16 protein-coding genes are annotated in these 20,372 nt (G+C 37.8%); 14 read left to right on the plus strand and 2 right to left on the minus strand.

Annotated features, from left to right (window positions below; translation table 11 throughout):
* The first annotated feature begins 75 nt into the window (after positions 1–75).
* From INT76_RS09330 to INT76_RS09345, 4 genes are all read left to right on the plus strand, one after another.
* Entirely contained in the window at positions 76–1,404 is a 1,329-nt protein-coding gene (locus INT76_RS09330) for a glycoside hydrolase family 32 protein (protein WP_212570154.1), read from the plus strand.
* 7 nt (positions 1,405–1,411) lie between these two features.
* Positions 1,412–2,800 (plus strand): PTS transporter subunit EIIC, encoded by a 1,389-nt coding sequence (locus INT76_RS09335; protein WP_212570155.1) that lies wholly within the window; start codon positions 1,412–1,414, stop codon positions 2,798–2,800.
* A 279-nt stretch (positions 2,801–3,079) separates the two neighbouring features.
* On the plus strand, positions 3,080–3,709 hold the full coding sequence (locus INT76_RS09340; RefSeq protein WP_212570156.1) for an NAD(P)-dependent oxidoreductase: 630 nt from the start codon (positions 3,080–3,082) through the stop codon (positions 3,707–3,709).
* Positions 3,710–3,718: 9 nt separating this feature from the next.
* Positions 3,719–4,168: an Rrf2 family transcriptional regulator gene (locus INT76_RS09345; RefSeq protein ID WP_212570157.1), complete on the plus strand. Its 450-nt coding sequence runs from the start codon at positions 3,719–3,721 to the stop codon at positions 4,166–4,168.
* A gap of 111 nt (positions 4,169–4,279) precedes the next feature.
* Here the strand turns inward: INT76_RS09345 and INT76_RS09350 are convergent, their stop codons facing one another.
* Positions 4,280–4,789: a TetR/AcrR family transcriptional regulator gene (locus INT76_RS09350; RefSeq protein WP_212570158.1), complete on the minus strand. Its 510-nt coding sequence runs from the start codon at positions 4,787–4,789 to the stop codon at positions 4,280–4,282.
* A 141-nt stretch (positions 4,790–4,930) separates the two neighbouring features.
* Between INT76_RS09350 and INT76_RS09355 the strand changes: the two genes are divergently transcribed.
* Together INT76_RS09355 and INT76_RS09360 are read left to right on the plus strand one after the other, a co-directional pair.
* A complete protein-coding gene (locus tag INT76_RS09355; RefSeq protein ID WP_212570159.1) occupies positions 4,931–5,854 on the plus strand; it encodes a poly(ethylene terephthalate) hydrolase family protein in 924 nt (307 codons plus the stop codon).
* A gap of 266 nt (positions 5,855–6,120) precedes the next feature.
* A complete protein-coding gene (locus INT76_RS09360; RefSeq protein ID WP_212570160.1) occupies positions 6,121–7,140 on the plus strand; it encodes an alpha/beta hydrolase in 1,020 nt (339 codons plus the stop codon).
* A gap of 217 nt (positions 7,141–7,357) precedes the next feature.
* Here INT76_RS09360 and INT76_RS09365 read toward each other — a convergent pair whose 3' ends face one another.
* Positions 7,358–8,104 (minus strand): AraC family transcriptional regulator, encoded by a 747-nt coding sequence (locus tag INT76_RS09365; RefSeq protein WP_212570161.1) that lies wholly within the window; start codon positions 8,102–8,104, stop codon positions 7,358–7,360.
* Between the two features lie 132 nt (positions 8,105–8,236).
* On the opposite strand from INT76_RS09365, the gene INT76_RS09370 reads away from it, so the two are divergent.
* From INT76_RS09370 to INT76_RS09405, 8 genes are all read left to right on the plus strand, one after another.
* Positions 8,237–9,688, plus strand: coding sequence for a family 43 glycosylhydrolase (locus INT76_RS09370; RefSeq protein ID WP_212570162.1), 1,452 nt, complete (start codon positions 8,237–8,239; stop codon positions 9,686–9,688).
* Positions 9,689–9,692: 4 nt separating this feature from the next.
* A complete protein-coding gene (locus INT76_RS09375) occupies positions 9,693–10,739 on the plus strand; it encodes an alpha/beta hydrolase (protein ID WP_212570164.1) in 1,047 nt (348 codons plus the stop codon).
* On the plus strand, positions 10,723–13,059 hold the full coding sequence (locus INT76_RS09380; RefSeq protein ID WP_212570166.1) for a family 78 glycoside hydrolase catalytic domain: 2,337 nt from the start codon (positions 10,723–10,725) through the stop codon (positions 13,057–13,059). The genes INT76_RS09375 and INT76_RS09380 overlap by 17 nt, the downstream gene beginning before the upstream one ends.
* 154 nt (positions 13,060–13,213) lie before the next feature.
* Positions 13,214–14,254: an alpha/beta hydrolase gene (locus tag INT76_RS09385; RefSeq protein WP_212570168.1), complete on the plus strand. Its 1,041-nt coding sequence runs from the start codon at positions 13,214–13,216 to the stop codon at positions 14,252–14,254.
* A 4-nt stretch (positions 14,255–14,258) separates the two neighbouring features.
* Positions 14,259–15,110, plus strand: a complete 852-nt coding sequence (locus INT76_RS09390) for an MBL fold metallo-hydrolase (protein WP_212570170.1) — start codon at positions 14,259–14,261, stop codon at positions 15,108–15,110.
* A gap of 9 nt (positions 15,111–15,119) precedes the next feature.
* On the plus strand, positions 15,120–16,253 hold the full coding sequence (locus INT76_RS09395; RefSeq protein WP_212570172.1) for a pectin acetylesterase-family hydrolase: 1,134 nt from the start codon (positions 15,120–15,122) through the stop codon (positions 16,251–16,253).
* Positions 16,254–16,265: 12 nt separating this feature from the next.
* Positions 16,266–17,750: an MFS transporter gene (locus tag INT76_RS09400; RefSeq protein ID WP_212570174.1), complete on the plus strand. Its 1,485-nt coding sequence runs from the start codon at positions 16,266–16,268 to the stop codon at positions 17,748–17,750.
* Between the two features lie 109 nt (positions 17,751–17,859).
* Positions 17,860–20,307, plus strand: a complete 2,448-nt coding sequence (locus tag INT76_RS09405) for a glycoside hydrolase family 3 N-terminal domain-containing protein (protein WP_212570182.1) — start codon at positions 17,860–17,862, stop codon at positions 20,305–20,307.
* The last annotated feature ends 65 nt before the right edge of the window (positions 20,308–20,372 follow it).

A 20,372-nucleotide genomic window follows, 5' to 3' on the forward strand; every position in this document is an offset into this window, starting at 1 on the left:
TGATAATAGCAGTCAATCCGCTAAAATATAAACAACAACTAGTTGAAAGCGTTTTATTTATTCGGGAGGTAATATTTGGAAAATCTATATAAAAATTATTTTCATCTTGAAGCTCCTAGAGGGTTATTGAATGACCCAAATGGCCTAACCTATTTTCAAGGAACCTATTACGTGTTCCACCAATGGAATCGCTTTGATCTCCATCATGGCTATAAGGAATGGGGCTTGTTTACATCAAATGATTTACTAAGATGGGAACATCAAGGGAGTGCCTTGCTTCCAGATTCTGACAAGGATGTGTCGGGAGTCTATTCGGGTTCAGCTCTTGTGATTGAAGATAAGCTGCACATTTTCTATACTGGTAATAGTAAAATAGATGGAAAAAGGCGTTCTCTTCAATGCCAAGCTATCAGTGAAGACGGCAAAACCTTTCAAAAAAATGACTCAGTTATCACGACACCAGAAGAATATACAGAACACCATCGTGATCCTAAGGTATGGTCTGATCAAAATGGTTACCACATGATTGTTGGTAGTCAGACAAAAACTGGTCAAGGGGCGATAGCCTATTATCAATCCATTGATTGTAAAGAGTGGAACTATCGAGGTATCTTCTATACTTCAAAGGATTTAGAACAGATGGCGGAGTGTCCAGATTATTTTGAACTGGATGGAGAGTCTGTACTCTTAGTTTGTCCTCAGAAGCGTGACTTGAGAAATGATAAGGATATTTCAGGCTATTCAGCTCATTATATTGGGAATCTAAACAGGAATGAGTTTCATCCAAAAACGGAAATTCGACCAATAGATGATGGGTTTGATTTTCATGCTCCGCAAACATTTTTAGATCCCAAAGGAAGACGCTTGATGTGGGCATGGATGAGTCGTATGAACTCTAAAGAGGAAGAAGCCTGCCCGACAAGAGAGTTCGGTTACCTACATTGTCTGACCATGCCTAGGGAATTAAGGGTGATAGATGGCAAACTTTACCAATTGCCTCTCCAAGAAATTCTTGAAAGAAGAATATTGATAGAATCGCTTGAAACGGTTCGTTATGAATCAGAGGAGCTGGCTACTCAGTCTGTTATTGATATGACATGGAGTAATAGCCCTTCGAGCTTTGAACTTGCATTCTTTGACCAAAATGTGACTCTTGTATACAAGAATCAAGAATTTATCCTTTCAAGAATATCTTGGTCAGATAAACAGGTGCATACAAAAACAGTTCCACTCAAGGAACTGACTGCACTGCAAATTTTTATTGATAGCTCTGCCATGGAATTTTTCATAAACCAGGGTGAGAAGGTTATGTCCTTACGTTATTTCTTGCAGCAAGAAAACCGTTCTTGTGACATTCGTTCCTCGCACCAGATGAAGATTACCTATTCAAAATTAGAAAGTTGAGAAGAAAATGGATAATAAAACACTAGCAAAAGAAATACTACAGTATGTCGGTGGTGCAGAGAATGTAAAGTCTGCCCAACACTGTGCAACTCGGTTAAGAATCATTACAAAAAATCAGGATTTGGTTGATGTAAAAGCTGTTGAAAATTTAGATAAAGTAAAAGGTAGCTTTTATAATTCCGGCCAATATCAAATTATCCTTGGGACAGGACTTGTTGATAAGGTTTATGAAGAATTTATGCCTTTAATTGGACAAGCAATGTCTGCTAAAGTCGATGATGATTTAACTGCACCAGAAAAACTAACTTTTAGACGGGCTATTCGGATTTTTGGGGATGTATTTGTACCTATTATTCCTGTACTGGTTGCCACTGGTTTGTTTATGGGCTTACGTGGGCTACTGACTCAGGAAGCTGTTCTTGGTATTTTTGGTTTGACACCTGATGATGTACCCGTTCAGTTGATTCAATTTACTCAAATCCTAACAGATACAGCCTTTGCGTTTTTACCAGCACTTGTGGCTTGGTCTACATTTAAAATCTTTGGCGGAACACCTATTCTTGGTATGGTCTTGGGCTTGATGTTGGTTAACTCCATTTTGCCGAATGCCTATGCGGTTGGTTCAGGTGAAGCTGAACCGATGGTCTTCTTTGGTTTTATTAAGGTTGTTGGTTACCAGGCCTCTGTTCTGCCAGCCTTTATGACGGCTCTTATTACCACGAAGATTGAAAAATGGCTTAAAAAGACAATTCCAGATTCTCTTGATTTAATCTTACGTCCATTCTTGACACTATTGAGTGGTTTGGTTTTAGGTCTGTTTATTATCGGTCCTGTTTTCCATGAAATTGAAGTTTATGTACTTGCTACGGTTGAATTTTTATTAACATTACCATTTGGTCTAGGTGGATTGATTTATGGCTCATTTGGGCAATTGCTTGGTATTTTGGGGATTCACCATATTCTAAGTCTCCTTGAAATCAATATGCTTGCAAAAGATGGGTGGAACTTACTAAACCCAGTTGGAACATGTGGAAACGTTGCTCAAGCAGGTGCAGTTCTAGCCATTGCCATTAAGACCGTATCAAACAAAATGAAACAGGTAGCCTATCCATCGGCTTTGTCTGCTTCGCTCGGTATTACGGAACCAGCTGTCTTTGGTGTTACATTACGCCTTGGAAGACCATTTATTATGTCAATGATTGGTGGTGGTATCGGAGGATTCTTCGCATCTATTTTCCAACTGAAAGCGACAGGATTGGGGTTGACAGGGATTCCTGGAACTCTTCTATACTTGAATGAACAATTACCGCTTTATATCCTGACAAACCTCATTGCATTTGCAACTGCATTTGCATTGACGTGGATGTTTGGATATAAGAAAGAAGATACTTTATAAAAAGAATAAAATAGGAGTAGGGCAGAAATCGTCTATCTTAGAAATGACCGATTTCTGTCCTGCTCCCTTTTTTTAGCCGCCTTCCAATGCTGAACTGTCGATGAGAAGTGGCTCGTGGCTTGAACTTGGCCTCTTTTTTCTACGATAAATGAACCTGCCGACAATTTTCGAAAAAAGTTGTAACAAAACTATTGACAACTATTAGGGGTTAGGATATACTAGTGTACGTAAAGTTGTAACAAAATAATTTACAACAAAAACATTTCGGAGGAAAAGAAAATGAAAATAGCAGTAGTAGCAGCGAACGGTAAAGCAGGTAGCTTGATTGTGAAAGAAGCGGTCGCACGTGGTTTTGAAGTAACGGCTATCGTTCGTGATGAAAATAAGACAGTCGCACAGCAGGTTATTCAAAAGGATGTTTTTGACCTGACAGCTGATGATGTGATTGGTTTTGATGCGGTAGTGGATGCAGTAGGTGCCTGGACAGCAGACACTGTGCATATGGTTCCTGATGCAGCCAAACATTTGGCGGCTATCCTAAAAGATTCACAAACACGTTTGCTTGTGGTTGGTGGAGCAGCAAGCCTGTATGTTAATCCAGAACATACCTTGACTGTGGCAGATGTGACAGAGTTTCCAGCGGAAGTATTGCCTGTGCTAAATGCTCACAAGGAAGCACTTGAGGCCCTTCGTCAAGTAGATGATGTCAACTGGACCTATGTAAGCCCAGCAGGTGATTTCCAAGCAGACGGCGAACGGACAGGTCGCTATATTCTTGGCGGTGAAGAGTTGGTCTTGAATAGCAAGGGAGAAAGTGTTATTTCCTATGCAGATTATGCCATTGGTATGATTGACGAGATTGCATCAGGTAATCATCTCAAAGCACGTATCAGCCTTGTCAGCGAGTAAAAGGTTGTTATGCAGATTTCAAATAAATTTACCATTGCCATTCATGCCTTGGCCTTTATCCATCTCTTTCAAGACCAGCAACGTGTCACCAGCAAGGTTTTGGCAAACAGCATTCAAGCCAATCCCGTTATCATTCGCTCGGTTCTATCTGGCTTGAAGGAGGCGGGAATTGTAGATGCCAAGCAAGGTAGCGGCGGATTTCGTTTAGCAAAGCCACTTGATGCCATCAGCCTTTATGACATCTTTGTTACGGTTGACAATATCGATAAGAAAGGCTTGTTCAACTTTCATGAAAATCCCCATCCTGCCTGCATCGTGGGGGGGAATATCCATGCTGCTGTGGACGACAAACTAGTCCAAGTCCAGACAGCTATGGAGAAAGAATTGAAAACCATGTATATGTCTGATGTTCTAGTTGACCTAGAAAAAGCCATTGAAGAAAAAGTGAAAAGGACTTAAATTGTCATCTTTTCACAATGACCACTATGTACAAAAAAGACTTAGAGTGACTGAAAAACAGTTGTCTAAGTCTTTTTGCTTGGCCTGGTCAAGACAGTTGACCAGCTTGTCCTATTGCTCCCCCATCAGCCGCATGATGTCATCAGGGCTTTCCTTACAGCCTCTAGCAACCCAGGTTTTAAGCACTCGGAAAAATCCCCCCACGATAAATTGCAGGTGAAAATCATCAGTCAAGTCCCCCAGTCTTTCTTTGAAGTAGCTGTCCAAGGCTTCCTCGAGCAAGTAGTCCAAATGGTTGGCTGTCAATAAGCGAATCCTATCCTGTTGCTCATACCAAAAGTCAAAAAATTGCCGTAAAGCTAGTAATAGACGAGCATCTGACCAATCTGACAAGTCCATCTGCCGCTCGGTCAACCAGGCTTGCAATTCCAAGTTGAAGGAGCGTTTGAGAACCTCTTCCTTATTGGAAAAGTTGCGATAAAAGGTCACCCGACCGACACCGGCCCGCTCTACCAACTCTGACACACTAATCTTTTCAAAGGGTTTGTCTTCCAGCAAGTCCCACAGAGCCTCCACGACACTCTCCACAAATAGCGATTCTTTCCGCTTCACTTTTTCCACACGAAACACTTCCTTTCATTTGTTTCCTTTGGGGCAAATAGCAGAGCTGGGACTGGTTTTCCCACTGTTCATCTGCTATACTGATAAAAAACGAAACACCTGTTTCTAAAAAGATACCATAAAGGACAGAAAAAAGAAAGTATGAAAAAAGTTTTAATCGGCATTGGGATTTTAATAGCTTGTTTGGGTATTGGTTTCCTGTATTTAGCCAGCAAGCCATCAGTAGCTTCTAACTACACAGAAGTAGTTGAAACGGGAGGAGCTGTTGAGAAAAAGTATCTTGGGCTAGGAAACTATGACGTTTCCTATCTCGAAATCAATGCTTTACAAAATTTCAAAAAATATGAACTATATTATCCTACAAGTATTGAAACAGAAACCAGAAAATTTCCAGTTGTGATATTTTCTAATGGTACCGGTGTTAGAGCTTCTAAGTATGCGGCTGTTTTGAAACATTTGGCTTCTTGGGGCTTTATTGTGATTGGTACTGAGGAAGAATATTCTTGGAATGGATTTTCATCCGAAATGAGCTTGCGACTTGCTATCAAGCTAAATGATAATGAGACTGTTGAAGGCCTAAAATCAAATCCTTTCTTTAGTAAAGTCGATTTAGATAAGATTGGATTATCAGGTCATTCTCAAGGTGGTGTAGGGGTCTTTAATGCTGTTACAGAACAAAAGCATGGGCATATGATCAAAGCCATCTACGCTGCAAGTCCTGCAAATTTAGAACTTTCTAGTAATTTAGAATGGGACTATGACCCGAGCTTGATCACTGTTCCGACCTTTCTTGTCTCAGGTACGGGTGCTGGAGATGAGGATTTGGTAGTGTCTGGCAAGCAGTTGACACAAATTTATGAAACATTACCAGCTACCATCACAAAGGTAATGGCTCGGAGAAAAGAAGCTGGACATGGTGATATGCTTAGTCTTCCAAATGGCTATATGGTAGCTTGGTTTATGTGGCAATTACAAGGGGACCCTGAAGCAGAGACGGCATTTCAAGGAAACTCGCCTGAAATAGTTCAAAACAAACTCTATCAAGACCAAAAACGAAACGACTAGAAGCTATCATCGCTTTTCAAAAGCGAGTTTTGTCTTTCTATTGTTTGTCCTTGTTTTATAGTCATTTGAATTAACTTTGATACATAGTCACTTTCGCCTTGCCGTACTCAACGAAAGTGACTTACATCGCAAGTCTTATTTCCAACCTAGAACAGCCTCTAGGCTGTTCTAGCAACCTGCACTTCAGTTCCTTGTCTGAAAGCTAATTCATTCGACTATATGTTAGTAGCTTATTCAAAAAATGTGTAAAAAGAGAGGAATTCTTCATGAAAAAATTCAAAAAAATCATCTTATGGACCCTTGGGATTGTAGCTAGCCTCGGTCTCATTGCCTATGTGTCCGTTACCAATCATCCGCAGTTGGTGGTCGGGGTCATTCAATCGTTTATGTACCAGGAGAGTTCACCGAACTCTTACAGTCCCCTTTATGATCCCATTGACGGCTTGAAAGAAAATGGTCAGTATCTGAAAAGTGAGATTGCCTATAGCAAGGACTATCCTAACAGCTTTTTAGATATTACCTATCCAGACCAAAATTTTGAAGCTGACCGTCCAACCCTCTTCTATTTCCACGGTGGTGGATTCTTTGGAGGCAGCAAAAATATGGGGGACCCTCTGGCTGCCAGCCAAGCGACCTATCTCATTGACGATATCGTGTCAAAAGGGTATAATGTGGTCAATGTGGACTATGCCCTTGTACCAGACCACCATTTTCCAACACCAGTGATTCAGATGAATCAGGCCATCGCCTACATGAAGGAACACGCTGAAGAATACCATTTGAACATGGACAATGTCGTCTTAATGGGCTCATCAGCAGGTGCCATCATGGTAGCACAATATGGCAGTCTCTTAGCCAACAATGATTACGCTCAGCTATTGAACATTGAACCAACTATTGAAAAAGAACATGTCAAGGCTCTGGTCATCGACGACGCTCCCTTAGATTACGCCAAATTTAGCTTAAGGACCAAGATTTTGGTTGGAAATTATGTTTCAGAAACCATTTATCTAAGTGAGGAAGAAATCAATGCCTATAACCCGATTTTCCATGTGAACAAGGACTACCCAGCAAGTTTCCTCCTGGGAAGCGAGTATCGGACAGATATGGTGTCGCTCAATAAAGCCTTGAAGCAAGCGGGAGTTGAGAATGAATTGGTCGATCCCTTAGCAGAAGAAGGGCTTGAAAAGCCCCATGGCTTTGTGGCGAATCTACGAAATGACCCTGTGTCTGCTAAAGCATTCGAGCGGTTGATGACATTTATAGACGATAGAGCCAAGGAATAAATGGATGACAGTACAAGAATTGGGAGCAGGTCAAGCCTTTTGTGGAAAAAGGAAGGCGGCAGGTCGACAGTAGATGCCATCAACTATTTAGAAGCAGCCATCGGAGATTGGCTGAAGAAAAACTAATTTTTCCGTTCAATATTGGGAATTAAATAAAATGATAAAAAGCCGATTGGTAGGTATTTTCGTTACCTAGCAGTCGGCCTTTTTTTTGCGGTTAAATGACATTCTTAAAGTGTACTTTTCTATATTCTGAAGGGGTCATTTTTTTCCATTTTTTAAAGATGACAGAAAAATTGCTGACAGTTTTAAACCCTAGATAGGTTGAAATATCAAGAATGGAAACATCTGTTTGGCTAAGGAAGTTACAGGCAATTTCCACTTTCTCACTCTGGATATATTTATGTATGGTAACTCCCATATGTGAATGAAACAACTTGCACATGTAATTTGGGGATAAATTTGCATAATTTGCTAAATCTGTAATTGTGATTTTATGGAATATATGGTTGCTAATATAGGTGCAGATTTTTTTCACATGGTGAGGAAGGTGCTCTTCTTTTGAAGAACTTACTTTTTTGGCAAAAAATATTGCTGCAAATTGGAACAACTCATTAAATTCTTTGGTATCTTTTGATTTTGCAATATAGTAAAGCATTGCATCAGAAATTGAAAATGCCTCATCAGGTGATAGACCACCGGAAATGGCTGCTCTGGAGAAAAGTGTGATGGCTGAAACTAGAGTAAATTGCAATTTTAATTTTACTTCAATTTCATTTTCCATTAGAGTACTTTCTAGTTTTATAAATGACTGTCCTTCTAACTGTTGGTATTCTCCATTTTCAATTTGCTTTAGGAGTTCAGCTTCATATTCTAAGGGAACTCTACTATGTTGCAGTTCGTCCTTTCTAATTTTTAAAAGATCAACAAAGGTTTCAAAATCTTTATCTGTGAGATATTGCATTCGAAAACTCGCTTTCTAGATATTTCTTAAACGATAATATCGTAATAATAGAAAAAAAACAAGAAAAACAGAAAAGTTGATAGCGTTTACTTTTTTTATAATACAGTAAATAATGTGAAAAGAGGAAAGAATATGAAAAAACAAGTTTTTAACCCATTTTTACCCAATTGTGAATATATCCCAGATGGTGAACCGCATATTTTTGAAGATCGATTATATGTCTTTGGTAGCCATGATAAATTTGACGGAAATCAGTTCTGCTTAAATGATTATGTTTGTTACTCTGCTCCACTAACGGATCTTTCTGATTGGCACTACCATGGTATCATGTATCGAAAATCTCAAGATCCTTTTGCAAAAAGTGACAGCATTATGCAAGCCCCCGATGTGGTGCAAGGTAACGATGGCAAATACTATTTATATTATGCGCTTGGAAAAGTACCATTCGTATCCGTTGCTGTAAGCGAGAAACCATCAGGACCATACAAATATCACGGCATTGTCCGGTGGGAGGATGGGACGATTGCTGGTTCACGAGAAAATGATATTTTTATGTTTGACCCAGGTGTCTTCAAAGATGATGATGGAAAAATTTATCTCTATACAGGTTTTGGTCCTGAAGAGGAAGGGTTCTTTAAAGATATTTGTAAAAAGTATCAAATGAATGGTGCATATGCATTCTTACTTGATGACGATATGATCACAATTAAGGAGTATTATGGTTCAATTGTTCCAAAGAAAAAATATAGTAAAGGAACAAGCTTTGAAGGATATGGTTTTTATGAAGCCGCCTCAATGAGAAAAATTGAAAATACTTATTATTTTATTTATTCATCAGAAAGATCACATGAATTATGCTATGCGACAAGTCACAGTCCATTCAAAGATTTTGTCTTTCAAGGAACCTTAATTAGTAATTGTGATTATGGACTTTCAGGGTCAGTAAAATACAAGAATTACGCAGGAAATACACACGGAAGTATCGTGTGTGTCAATGACCAATGGTATGTATTTTACCATCGTCAAACCAATGGGCATACTTACTCGCGGCAAGCATGCGCAGAAAAATTAGAGCGAACTAAAAGTGGGCATTTTCTACAGGCTGAATTAACCAGTTGTGGCTTAAATGATGGGGTATTAAGTGGTAATGGAATTTACAATTGCTCCATTGCTTGTCATCTATGGAGTAAGGAAGGAGCAATCTATTATCATGCGGAAAAAGATTACAAGAAAGGGAATCATCCGTATTTTACTCAGAAAGAGGAAGATGGCTCAACTGTAGAGACTCAATACATAGCCAATATACAAGATGAAACAGTGGTTGGCTATAAATACTTTGACTTATCAAAAACAAAGGAAATCGGAATAAAGCTTGATGGAAATGGTGAGGGTAAGATTGTTCTTTCATATGATGAAGAGTTTGGTCAGGAAGCAATTTTAGGTGAGATTGAAGTAGTTGCGACAGATGAAAAGCTTTGGTTTACATCTGTATTACATACTTCAGGTAGTGTTCATTCAGCTCTATATCTAAAATATATGGGTTCAGGGGATGTAAATCTATACAAATTAAAGTTGGAAGGTTAGTAAAATGGATTTTTTTTCTATAGTATTATTGATTGTCGCATGTATTTCCGTAATTGGTATTGCAGTAGCAGTTTATGTCTATTATCATCCGCAACTTATCGTCGGTCGAATTCAGAATGTCTTATATAAAAATAAAAGACCGATAAACTCTTATGAACCTTTCGATCCACCTATGCGAATGATAAAAGAAAATAAGCAATTGCTTGTAACAGAAATAGGTTATGGTACCGAGTATCCCAATAGTTTTTTAGATATCTTATATCCTAGCGAGGATACCTCGGTTCGGCGCCCCACGGTCATATATTTTCACGGGGGAGGATTCTTTGGAGGAGACAAAAGACTAGGTGATCCATTAGCAGTAGATGATGATGCTAACAGATTGTTCGAAGAAGTTGCGGCAAATGGATTTAACTTTGTTAATGTAAATTATGCACTCGTACCAGATTATCATTTCCCTGTACCCTTAATTCAGATGAATCAAGCTATTGAATTTCTGCTACAACATGATTTTGAATTAGGTTTGGATATGCAAAATGTAGTGTTATTTGGTCAGTCAGCCGGTGCCGTCCTAGTTGGGCAGTATGGTTCACTATTAGCGAATGAGGAATATCAAAAAATTCTTGGCATTACCCCATCAATAAAAGCCGAAAGAATAAAAGCATTGATCATTGATGATGCTCCGTTTATGACTGAAAAATTCGGTCTAAAATTAAAGTTGATGACTGGAAACTACTTAGGGACAATGAATATGCAAAGCCCAACTGCCAAGAAATCCAATGCATATGAATTTATCACTATAGGGTATCGACCTACTTTTCTTACAGCAGGAAACACAGATGGTTTTCCAGATGACATGAGCGCTTTTGCTCAAAAGTTGACAGAAGTTGGTACTGAATGTGAGTATTTCTTCGTTCCGAAAAACGTTTGTGAATTACCACATGGATATTTGAATCTTGTGAAAGAAAATGAACACGCCAGATTATGTTTTGATCATATTCTTAGCTTTATGAAAAAGTACACTGGAGGTAATGGTAATGAACAAGTTAGCTAAATGGATTTGCAATCCAATTGATTCGGAAGAAAATAAAGTCGTGTCTGTTTTTCGATGTGAATTTCAAGTTAAACAAGGTCTGATTGGAGCGAAACTTCATATAACATCACACGGTGTTTATGATGTTACATTTAATGCCAAGTCAATAACTGATCATAAGTTTACACCAGGTTTTACAAGTTATTATCATCGTATTCAGATTCAAGAATATGATGTTATAAGTCAACTCCATATTGGAACCAATAGTTGGTTAACGACAGTAGGAGACGGATGGTGGCGCTGGAACAATAATTTTGGGTATCGCTTGGCTCTCTGGGGGCAATTAACACTATCTTATGCCGATGGTAGCATTGAAATGGTTTATACGGATGAATCTTTTGAGGTTGGTGAAGGTCCCATCCAAAAATCGGATCTTCAAAGAGGCGAAGTCTTTGATGCAAGAATTACACTTGGAAATTGGAAAAGAGTTGAGGTCGAAACTGAACAGACGGATGCCGACTTAATCGATAATCAGAGTGTTCCAGTAAGAGAGAAGGAGCATTTTCCTGCTAAGTTGTTCCGAGATACTAGTGGAAATTTAGTTGCAGATTTTGGACAGAATGTTGCCGGCTACGTTCGGATGGTCTTGTATAATACAAAGCCTGGACAAGTAGTACGGATAAAACACGGTGAGGCACTAGATTTAGAAGGAAATTTTTCGACAGCCAACTGTGATGCTGGAATGAAAGAATTTCAGGAAATTACTTATATTTGTAAAGGTGGAGAACGTGAAGAATATGCTCCATCGTTTTCCTACTTTGGTTTCCGTTATGCCTTAATTCAAGGAATTGAAAACGGAGAATTTACAGCTATTGCTGTCTATTCAGACATGGACCAAACTGGAGATTTTCATTGTTCAAACCCATTGATAAATAAACTGGTGGAGAACGCCCGCTGGAGTCAAAAAGGTAATTTTTTAGATGTTCCAGTGGACTGCCCGACTCGGGAAAGAAATGCCTGGACTGGTGATGCTCAAATATATATAAGAACAGCTGCGTATTTCATGAATGTAGAACAATTTTTCAAAAAATGGCTAGTTGATCAGAGAATTGAGCAATATTCAAGTGGAAAAGTTGGAATTACTTTCCCATCAACCTCCTCTGTTCATAATCCGATAGAATTAGTACGCATTCAATCTACTAGACCTGAGATGGCTTTAGCAGGCCCTTTAGGAAATGGAAATATCGGTGAGGATAGTGTGGGTTGGGGAGACTCTGCAGTTTGGTTGCCCTATCAGCTGTATTTGATGTATGGGGACAAAAAGATTTTAGAAGATCATTATGAAACAGCAAAAAAATGGCTTGAGTTTTCAATAAGTTGCATGAAAGAGAGAAATCCAAAATACGAGGACAAGGAATGGTATAGAAACGGTGATGGTGATTATATTTATGATACTCGTTTCCACTATGGAGAATGGAATGAACCGCTACCACCTGAGCCTGCAGTTATTGAACTCTTTAAAAATGGAGGTAAGCCAGAAGATTTTGTAAAACATATGGCAAAATATGGACAACCAGAAGTTGCCACTGCATATACAAAGCGTTCTTGTGATAATATGGCACACATTGCAGAAATTCTGAATAAGCTAGATGATGTAGCACGTTACAAAGAATTATCAGAAAAAATTAAAAAAGCATATAACAATTACTTAGTCGCAGATGATGGTGAAATATTAAAAGGTCATCAAGCACCTTATATTAGAGCTCTTGCATTAGATTTGGTAGACGAAAGAAAGAAACCTTCTGTCATTAAGCAGTTGAAACAAGAACTAGAAAATTCAAATTATCATTTAAATACAGGTTTTTTGTCAACAGTTTATTTGCTACCTGTGTTATGTGATAATGGGCTAATTGAAGAAGCTTATAAAATTTTGGAGCAAACTGATTCACCAGGTTGGCTTCAACCCATTACGGTTGGAGCGACAACAATTCCTGAGAATTGGGATGGATTTACAAACTTTAGAGATAGTCTGAATCATTATTCATTTGGAGCTGTTTGTCAATTTTTCTTTGAATATATTGCTGGAATCCGTCCAATCTTTGAGGCACCAGGTTTTAAAGAATTTGAGCTAAAACCAATTCCAGGTGGCAGCCTAAGATGGGCAGAAGGGAGTTATCAGACGAAATATGGAAAAATCTATTCCAAATGGAAGATTGAAAATGATGCATTTCTCTATGAATGTACAATACCAGAAAATACTGTCGGTCATTTAACTTTACCAGATGGACTCTATCATAGATTAGAAGAAGGTAACTACACATTTAAAACTAGTATGAGCTAATTCCATAAATTACACTTTTAAAAATTTCAACTGAGAAGTGAAAACTATACTACCAAAGTTGTTTTAAGAAAAAAAGAGTAATTTTAGGAAAGTGAAATGATTTACGAAAGATTATAATAAAAAATGTAAACGCATACAAAAAATGAGGTGTCATATGAAAGTTATTGAAATTGAAACGAATAAGGAACGTGGTGTGAAACTTACAGGTTATCTTCAAGAAGTTGGTGGTGAATTTGAAGGGATTCATAAGCGCCCTGCGGTAATTGTCCTTCCAGGTGGTGGGTACGGAATTTGTTCCGACCGAGAAGCGGATCCAGTTGCATTAGAATTTGCACGAGTTGGCTATCAAGCATTTATCTTAAGATATACTGTTCGTGCTGAACAGAAAGAATTGATCTGGCCACATCCAATTAATGACTACGATGAAGCATATGATTTAATTAAAGAGCATGCTGATGAATGGTTTGTTGATACTGATCGAATTGCTGTCTGTGGTTTTTCAGCTGGCGGGCACTTAGCGGCCTGCACCGCAACGATAGCGAAAAATAGACCTAAAGCAGCTATCTTAGTCTATCCAGCAATCAATGATGATATGTGTGATTTTTGTGCTCCAGGGCTCCCTCGTCCAGCTCAAGAAGTTGACGATTTAACCCCGCCATGCTTTATTTCTGCTGCAAGAGATGATTTACTAGTTAGTGTATCGAATGCAATGAATTTTGCTAGTGCGCTAACAGAAAATGGAATTAATTTTGAATTACATATCCATTCTTATGGCAATCACGGCTACTCTAATGGTGCTCGGTGGGTTAATCAAAATTCAATTTCTAGAGGTGCTCAAGGTTGGATGAATGAAGCTACTAGGTTTTTAGAAGAGGTATGGGGAATCTTTACCTCAAATGGTTTTACTAAACCAGAAATAAAAAGATGTGTTAGTGGGGATATGGAAAAGTATCTTTCTGTAGATTGTACTGTTTTGTATCTTGAACAACAAGGTGAACGAATTTCTCACATCATCGGTGAACAATTAAAAACAATTGATACGATTATTAAAGCGAAAGGTTATGATGGTGCAGCGGCATCGTACGTAAAAACACTCTATACATTGAGAGGAATGTTAGAAGTTGCAGGATTACCAAAAGAATATATTGATTCCTTAGATAATGAACTCAATACTATTGAAGCTATTAGAGGATAAAAATATGGACAAAACATTAAGTAAAATGTATAAGATTAAACAACTTTTACCAAATGTTTACGTGATCAATTCATTTTTGGTTATGAGCTATGTTGTTGTAGGTGAGAAAGCTGCGATGATTTTAGATACCGGATATGGATACGGTGACATTAGTCAGGTTGTGAAAGAAATTACTACATTACCGCTATATGTAGTAGATACACATGGTCACGTCGATCATTCTGGTGGAAATTTTTTCTTTGATGGTCCTACATATATTCATGAAAAAGATGTTGAGCTTTACAAACAACATCATCAACCGTCCTTACATCGAAAAGTTGAAGAATCGATAAAAATTTTTAAAAGGATTTTGTTTTGGAGAGACTTCACTTCGAAGACACCTGCTAAATTTGATGAACAACGTTCACAATTTAACAATTTCAAATTTATCAAAGAAGGAGACATGTTTGATTTAGGTGGTATTACAGGGAAAGTCATAGAGATTCCAGGCCATACTGCTGGCAGTGTAGCACTCTATTTTTCAGAACTTAAACTTGCAATTGTTTCAGATGGTGCATGTGATGGTCCTTACCTATTTTTACCTGAATCTACTAACTTAACTACCTACCGTAGCAGTTTGAAAAAATTAGAAAAGTTAGAACTAGACTATTTATTGACAGGTCATCGTAAAAGATTATATACAAAGGAAGATTTAACTAAGTGGATATATGTTGCTGAAAATCCTGATTTTTCAAATGTAAGAAATGAAAAAGAGCTCTTTTTTGCACCGGGTGTCGTACCAATGAGAGTCTGGGGAAAAGGTGACAGCAAGAGAAAGGGACCATCTTTAGTTTTAGACCCCTCTAAAGTAGATTAGGTGAACACTATGAAGTTAGAATCATGGGAAAGAGAGCCGATTTGGCTAAAATTGATAACCCCTTATCTTCGCAAAAAGAGGTTCCCAGAACTAAAAGGGGAACCTGTCCAGAATAAATGGTATCGAATCTATGCAGAAGGCTGTGTATCAGCAAATGGAGAACCAATTTATGCTGATTTTCAAAAAGGAAAAGAAAATAAATTGATGATATTCTTCCAAGGAGGAGGAGTGAGTTGGAATGAGTATACAGCGGCTAGACCGAGTTCCTTATACCAAAAGAATATTGAAGATTCATATTATATGATTCATGTTGATTTATTCTCGGACCTTGCTGTAAAAAATGGAATATTCGAGAATAGTGAACGAAATAGCTTCAAAGATTGGTCTAAACTAGTAATTCCATATTCCACAGGTGATTTTCACAGCGGTACGGGAGATTTTCCCTATGTTGCTTTAGATGGAAGTAATAGGTTGTGTCACCATCATGGGTACACAAATTTCGTAAAATTGATGGAAAAAGTAACCAAAATGGTTGATAATCCGAATACTTTACTTGTAACTGGTTGTTCTGGTGGTGGCTTTGGAGCAGCTTTATTAACAGATACAATTTGTAAAATGTACCCAAAATGTGAAGATATTACCTGTTTGGTTGATAGTGGATTTTTCCCAATGGATGACTGGAAAAACGTAGCGAAATATGTCTGGCAATCTCCTAATGAGATAATCAATAGAATCCATTCGGATAATATTACTCTAGATGCTTTAGAAGCCTTAGAACGTGATTACCATGGGAAAATTCGTATATTACTGACTGTATCAAATAGAGATGGTGCATTAGCTAGAATGGTTAACTTATTACAAAATGGTCGTTTTGAGTTTTCTAGAGAAAGTGGGGAGAAATTGAAAGTTTGGCTGAAACAAATGATGAAACGAGTTAAACACCAAATTCCAAGTGCTCAGATATATATATTCGATATTCCATCGAGACCAAAGAGTGAAAAAGTACACCAGCTGACAAAGCACTGTATTATTTCTGATAAGGAATTTTATGATGTTCAGGTTGAAGGAAAAAGCTGTTCTGAATGGCTTTGGGAAAATTTGACAGATAGTCCATCGACAGTTGGGCTCACATTTTTAGATTAGAGGGACATACTAATGAAAAACAAACAAGTAAATTGGCGAATGAGCCGGAAAGAGCGTTTAAATTATTACTTAGCAGATTCTGGAAGAATGTTTGGGACAATGATATTTCAAACTTATATGACCGCATTCTTAGCTTTAAGAGGAGTAAATTTAAGTGTTCTCGCAGGATTATTATTGATTCTAAAGTTAATTGATGCCTTCAATGACATCCTATTTGGATTTTGGGTTGACAAAATTCAACTCAGTCAAATTCAAAGTCTAAAACGTATCGTTGGGGATGGAAAATATCTTCCTTGGTTCAAGCTGACATTTTTCTTATTCCCTCTGTTCACAATAGTATTTTATTCTATGCCAAATTCACTTCCTGAATGGGCTAAACTGGCATGGTTTATTGTTTCCTATCTATTTTATGATTTCTCATGTACCTTAATTGAAACACCAATGAGTAGCCTAGTTTTGACTCTTACTGACGTGACTGATGAACGTAACAGAATTCTTACAGTCAGAGGAATTGTTACAGTAATCGCAGTAGTACTACTTTCAATTGTCTCAACATTATTGGTAGATCCAAAAGTCGGATTGGGGTTGACATTCTCGAAAAGTGCGATTCTCCTAGTATCAGTATGTTTGATCATGATGTTACCTTTAGTAAAAAATGGCAAAGAGTACAATATAAAACTCAAAAATACGGAGTTAGAAGAGAATGAAACTTATACCTTAAAGGACATGTGGAATTGTGTAAAAGTGAATAAGTATATGGCAATTTTCTTGTCTTCTTCACTCATTATAGGTGTTACAGCTACTGCAACAGCTGTAGGCTCATTGGCTTCTTTCTATCTCTTTGATGGAAACACCGCCATCGTTCAACTTCCATTATTGCTCGCTTTCATTCCTGGAATTCTAATCAGTAGTCAGGGAGATAAGATTGCTAAGAAATTCGGTCGTAAAAACTCCATGGTTGGTTTAAGCTTCTTCTTTGGAGCTACCTTTATATTGCAATACTTTCTAGGTTACAAAAATTTAGTGATTTTCATTACTTTGGGGGTATTAGCTGGACTTGCAAATTCACTTAGATATGTATTTCAAAATTTTATTGCACCTGATACTATTGAATTTACACGCTATAAAACAGGAAAAGATTGTTCAGGCATATTTTATGCACTCAATTCTTTTGTAAATAAGGCAACGAATGGTATTGGAGCTAGTATTGGCCTATTGATTTTAGGTTTGTTTGGATGGAACGAAATTAAAGCTGGAAGCTATCAAGAACTACTTGAAATGGGGACAAAAATAGGAGAAGCAGCCTATCAAACACCTCAGGCTATTCATGGTATGTGGGTAGTATATACATTGATTCCTGGTCTCGGATTTATTCTAGCAGCAATTACATTAATGTTTTATAAGTTAGATGATGGGGATGCTGAATTAATGGCGAAATGTAATTCAGGTGAGATCACAAGACAGGAATGCGAGCAGCAATTGTCAAAAACCTACTAATGGCTCAATGAAATGAAAATCTTAACAAAAATTTGTTTTACAAATGTAAAAGCTTTTCAATATTTGAACAACAGTTTTAATATCTAAAGGGAAAGTAGAGGAAATCAAAATGACACTTCAAGCACATGAAGAAGAACATTATCAGAAATTAAGGGAATTGACTCCAGAATGTATGGTTTTATTGAAATCAAATGAAGACTTTCCGCTAGATGGTCCACAACTGATTGATTTGTACGGAAATGGCGCAAGACGTACAATAAAAGGAGGAACCGGTTCAGGTGATGTAAATGTACGGCATTTTACAACGATTGAAGAAGGGTTGTTGAATGCAGGATTCAAAATTGGGACAACTACTTGGTTAGATAGCTATGATGAAATTTGGCAGAAAGCTCATAGTGAATTTTGCGATAACATCAAGAATCGGATTGAAAAAGAAGGTATCACAGCAATTATGCTCGGTATTGGTGCAGTTATGCCAGAACCAGAGTATGAGCTTGCAACAAATGGAAATGCCGATACGGCTATCTATGTGTTAGCAAGGGTGAGTGGCGAAGGTTCGGATCGTGAGGCAGTAAAAGGAGACTTTCAATTAACAACTACCGAAATTAATACGATTTGTCATTTACAAGAAACCTACGAAAAGTTCATTTTGGTTCTAAATGTTGGTGGTGTGGTTGATTTATCTCCAATCGTAGATAAAGTTGAAAATATTCTACTTATCTCACAGACAGGTATTGCAATTGGAGATGGCTTTGCGGATGTTCTGTTAGGTCATGCATACCCTTCAGGAAAATTGACAACTACTTGGGCAAAATATGAAGACTATCCTCAAATTGGTGATTTCGCAGAAATTGATGACACTCGATATAAAGAAGGGATTTATGTAGGGTATCGATACTTTGATACAGTACAAACTACACCTGTATTCTCGTTTGGTTTTGGGAAAACATATACAACTTTTGATTGGGAAGTCAGTGAAATTAGTCGTAATAAGACTGAAATTCGTCTGGTAACAGAAATTACAAATACAGGCGAATTTAAAGGAAAAGAGGTCTTACAGCTATATGTATCAGTTCCTAGCGGAAAAATCGATCAACCATTCCAAACACTTGCAGCTTTTAAAAAGTCCAAAGAACTACAACCAGGTGAAAGTGAAACACTGATATTAACATTCGATATTCGTGATTTGGCGTCCTTTGATACTAAAAGTTCTTCAAAAATATTGGAGAGCGGAAGTTATATTGTTCGATTAGGAAATACAAGTAACCAAACTGAACCAGTGGCGGTCATTAACATTTCCTCACGAACACTAGTTCAAAAACTTTCAGATGCAGGTGGACAGCCTGATTTTGAAGATTGGATCCCTAATCAGAACATTCAGGATGATGTGTTACCAGATTTACCAATCATACAAATAAACTCAGATGAAATTCCTCAAATAGTTAATGAAACACATAGCAGTGATCAGAATATTCGTGATTTTGTGCAAGGATTAACAAATGAAGAATTAGCATATATCTGTCTTGGTGGCTTTGAAGATAGTGGAAATAATAGCTTTATAGGAAATGCAGGCAGAAAAGTTGCGGGTGCAGCAGGAGAAACTACTTCGAAAATTGAGAATCTACCTGCACTAGTAATGGCTGATGGACCTGCTGGACTACGGCTTTCGAGAAAATACTATCGAGATGAAACAGGTGCCTATAGTCTTGACACAGGTTCTTTTGAATCATTGATGGAAGTGCTTCCGGATTCAATGATTCAACTCTTGGGCCTTGATAAGATGAAAGAACAAAAAATTGTCGGTGAAGTTTTTGAACAATATTGCTCGGCAATTCCAATCGGAACAGCAATCGGACAGAGTTGGAATACTGACTTAGCAGAGCAAGTTGGTAATCTAGTCGGTAAGGAAATGAAAATTTTTGGTATTCATATTTGGTTGGCTCCTGCCTTGAATATTCACCGAAATCCTTTGTGCGGAAGGAATTTTGAATATTACTCAGAAGACCCATTGATTAGTGGAAAGATGGCAGCTGCGATTACTATCGGGGTTCAAAAACTAGATAAGTTAGGGGTTTCAATCAAACATTTCTGTTGTAATAACCAAGAGACGAACCGAATGTGGAATAATTCAATTGTAAGTCAGCGTGCATTGCGTGATTTGTACCTAAAAGGGTTCGAGATTGCTATCAGAGAGAGTGATCCTGCAACAGTTATGTCCTCCTACAATTTATTAAATGGTGAACATGCATCTCAAAGAGAAGATATACTAGAGACTATTTTACGTAAAGAATGGGGATACAAAGGTTTAGTCATGTCAGACTGGGTAACAGCGGGACTTTCAGGAAAAAGTAAAAATACATATCCATCAGCAATTGCTTCGGGAAGTATTAAAGCTGGCAATGATTTGATGATGCCAGGTGGAGTTCACGATTTCCAAGATTTAATGAAAGCACTGAACTCAACTGAAGTCACCTACCCAATTACAAGGGTAGAATTGGAAAGAAGTGCTACAAGGGTAATTGAATTAATTGTAAAATTATCAGGAAAAAATATCTAGAATTTATACTTTAACCTTCGGTTACAAGCCGAAGGTTGAAGTGTTTTATCCTGTTTAATAACTGA

The sequence above is a fragment of the Streptococcus oriscaviae genome, from assembly GCF_018137985.1.
In the GTDB taxonomy this organism is placed as follows: Bacteria; Bacillota; Bacilli; order Lactobacillales; family Streptococcaceae; genus Streptococcus; species Streptococcus oriscaviae.

What these genes read in the sequence shown, in the direction of transcription:
- INT76_RS09335 (WP_212570155.1), top strand. Translation starts at nt 1,412, where the DNA reads ATGGATAATAAAACACTAGCAAAAGAAATACTACAGTATGTCGGTGGT.
- INT76_RS09340 (WP_212570156.1), top strand. Translation starts at nt 3,080, where the DNA reads ATGAAAATAGCAGTAGTAGCAGCGAACGGTAAAGCAGGTAGCTTGATT.
- INT76_RS09345 (WP_212570157.1), top strand. Translation starts at nt 3,719, where the DNA reads ATGCAGATTTCAAATAAATTTACCATTGCCATTCATGCCTTGGCCTTT.
- INT76_RS09355 (WP_212570159.1), top strand. Translation starts at nt 4,931, where the DNA reads ATGAAAAAAGTTTTAATCGGCATTGGGATTTTAATAGCTTGTTTGGGT.
- INT76_RS09360 (WP_212570160.1), top strand. Translation starts at nt 6,121, where the DNA reads ATGAAAAAATTCAAAAAAATCATCTTATGGACCCTTGGGATTGTAGCT.
- INT76_RS09365 (WP_212570161.1), bottom strand. Translation starts at nt 8,104, where the DNA reads ATGCAATATCTCACAGATAAAGATTTTGAAACCTTTGTTGATCTTTTA.
- INT76_RS09370 (WP_212570162.1), top strand. Translation starts at nt 8,237, where the DNA reads ATGAAAAAACAAGTTTTTAACCCATTTTTACCCAATTGTGAATATATC.
- INT76_RS09375 (WP_212570164.1), top strand. Translation starts at nt 9,693, where the DNA reads ATGGATTTTTTTTCTATAGTATTATTGATTGTCGCATGTATTTCCGTA.
- INT76_RS09380 (WP_212570166.1), top strand. Translation starts at nt 10,723, where the DNA reads ATGAACAAGTTAGCTAAATGGATTTGCAATCCAATTGATTCGGAAGAA.
- INT76_RS09385 (WP_212570168.1), top strand. Translation starts at nt 13,214, where the DNA reads ATGAAAGTTATTGAAATTGAAACGAATAAGGAACGTGGTGTGAAACTT.
- INT76_RS09390 (WP_212570170.1), top strand. Translation starts at nt 14,259, where the DNA reads ATGGACAAAACATTAAGTAAAATGTATAAGATTAAACAACTTTTACCA.
- INT76_RS09395 (WP_212570172.1), top strand. Translation starts at nt 15,120, where the DNA reads ATGAAGTTAGAATCATGGGAAAGAGAGCCGATTTGGCTAAAATTGATA.
- INT76_RS09400 (WP_212570174.1), top strand. Translation starts at nt 16,266, where the DNA reads ATGAAAAACAAACAAGTAAATTGGCGAATGAGCCGGAAAGAGCGTTTA.
- INT76_RS09405 (WP_212570182.1), top strand. Translation starts at nt 17,860, where the DNA reads ATGACACTTCAAGCACATGAAGAAGAACATTATCAGAAATTAAGGGAA.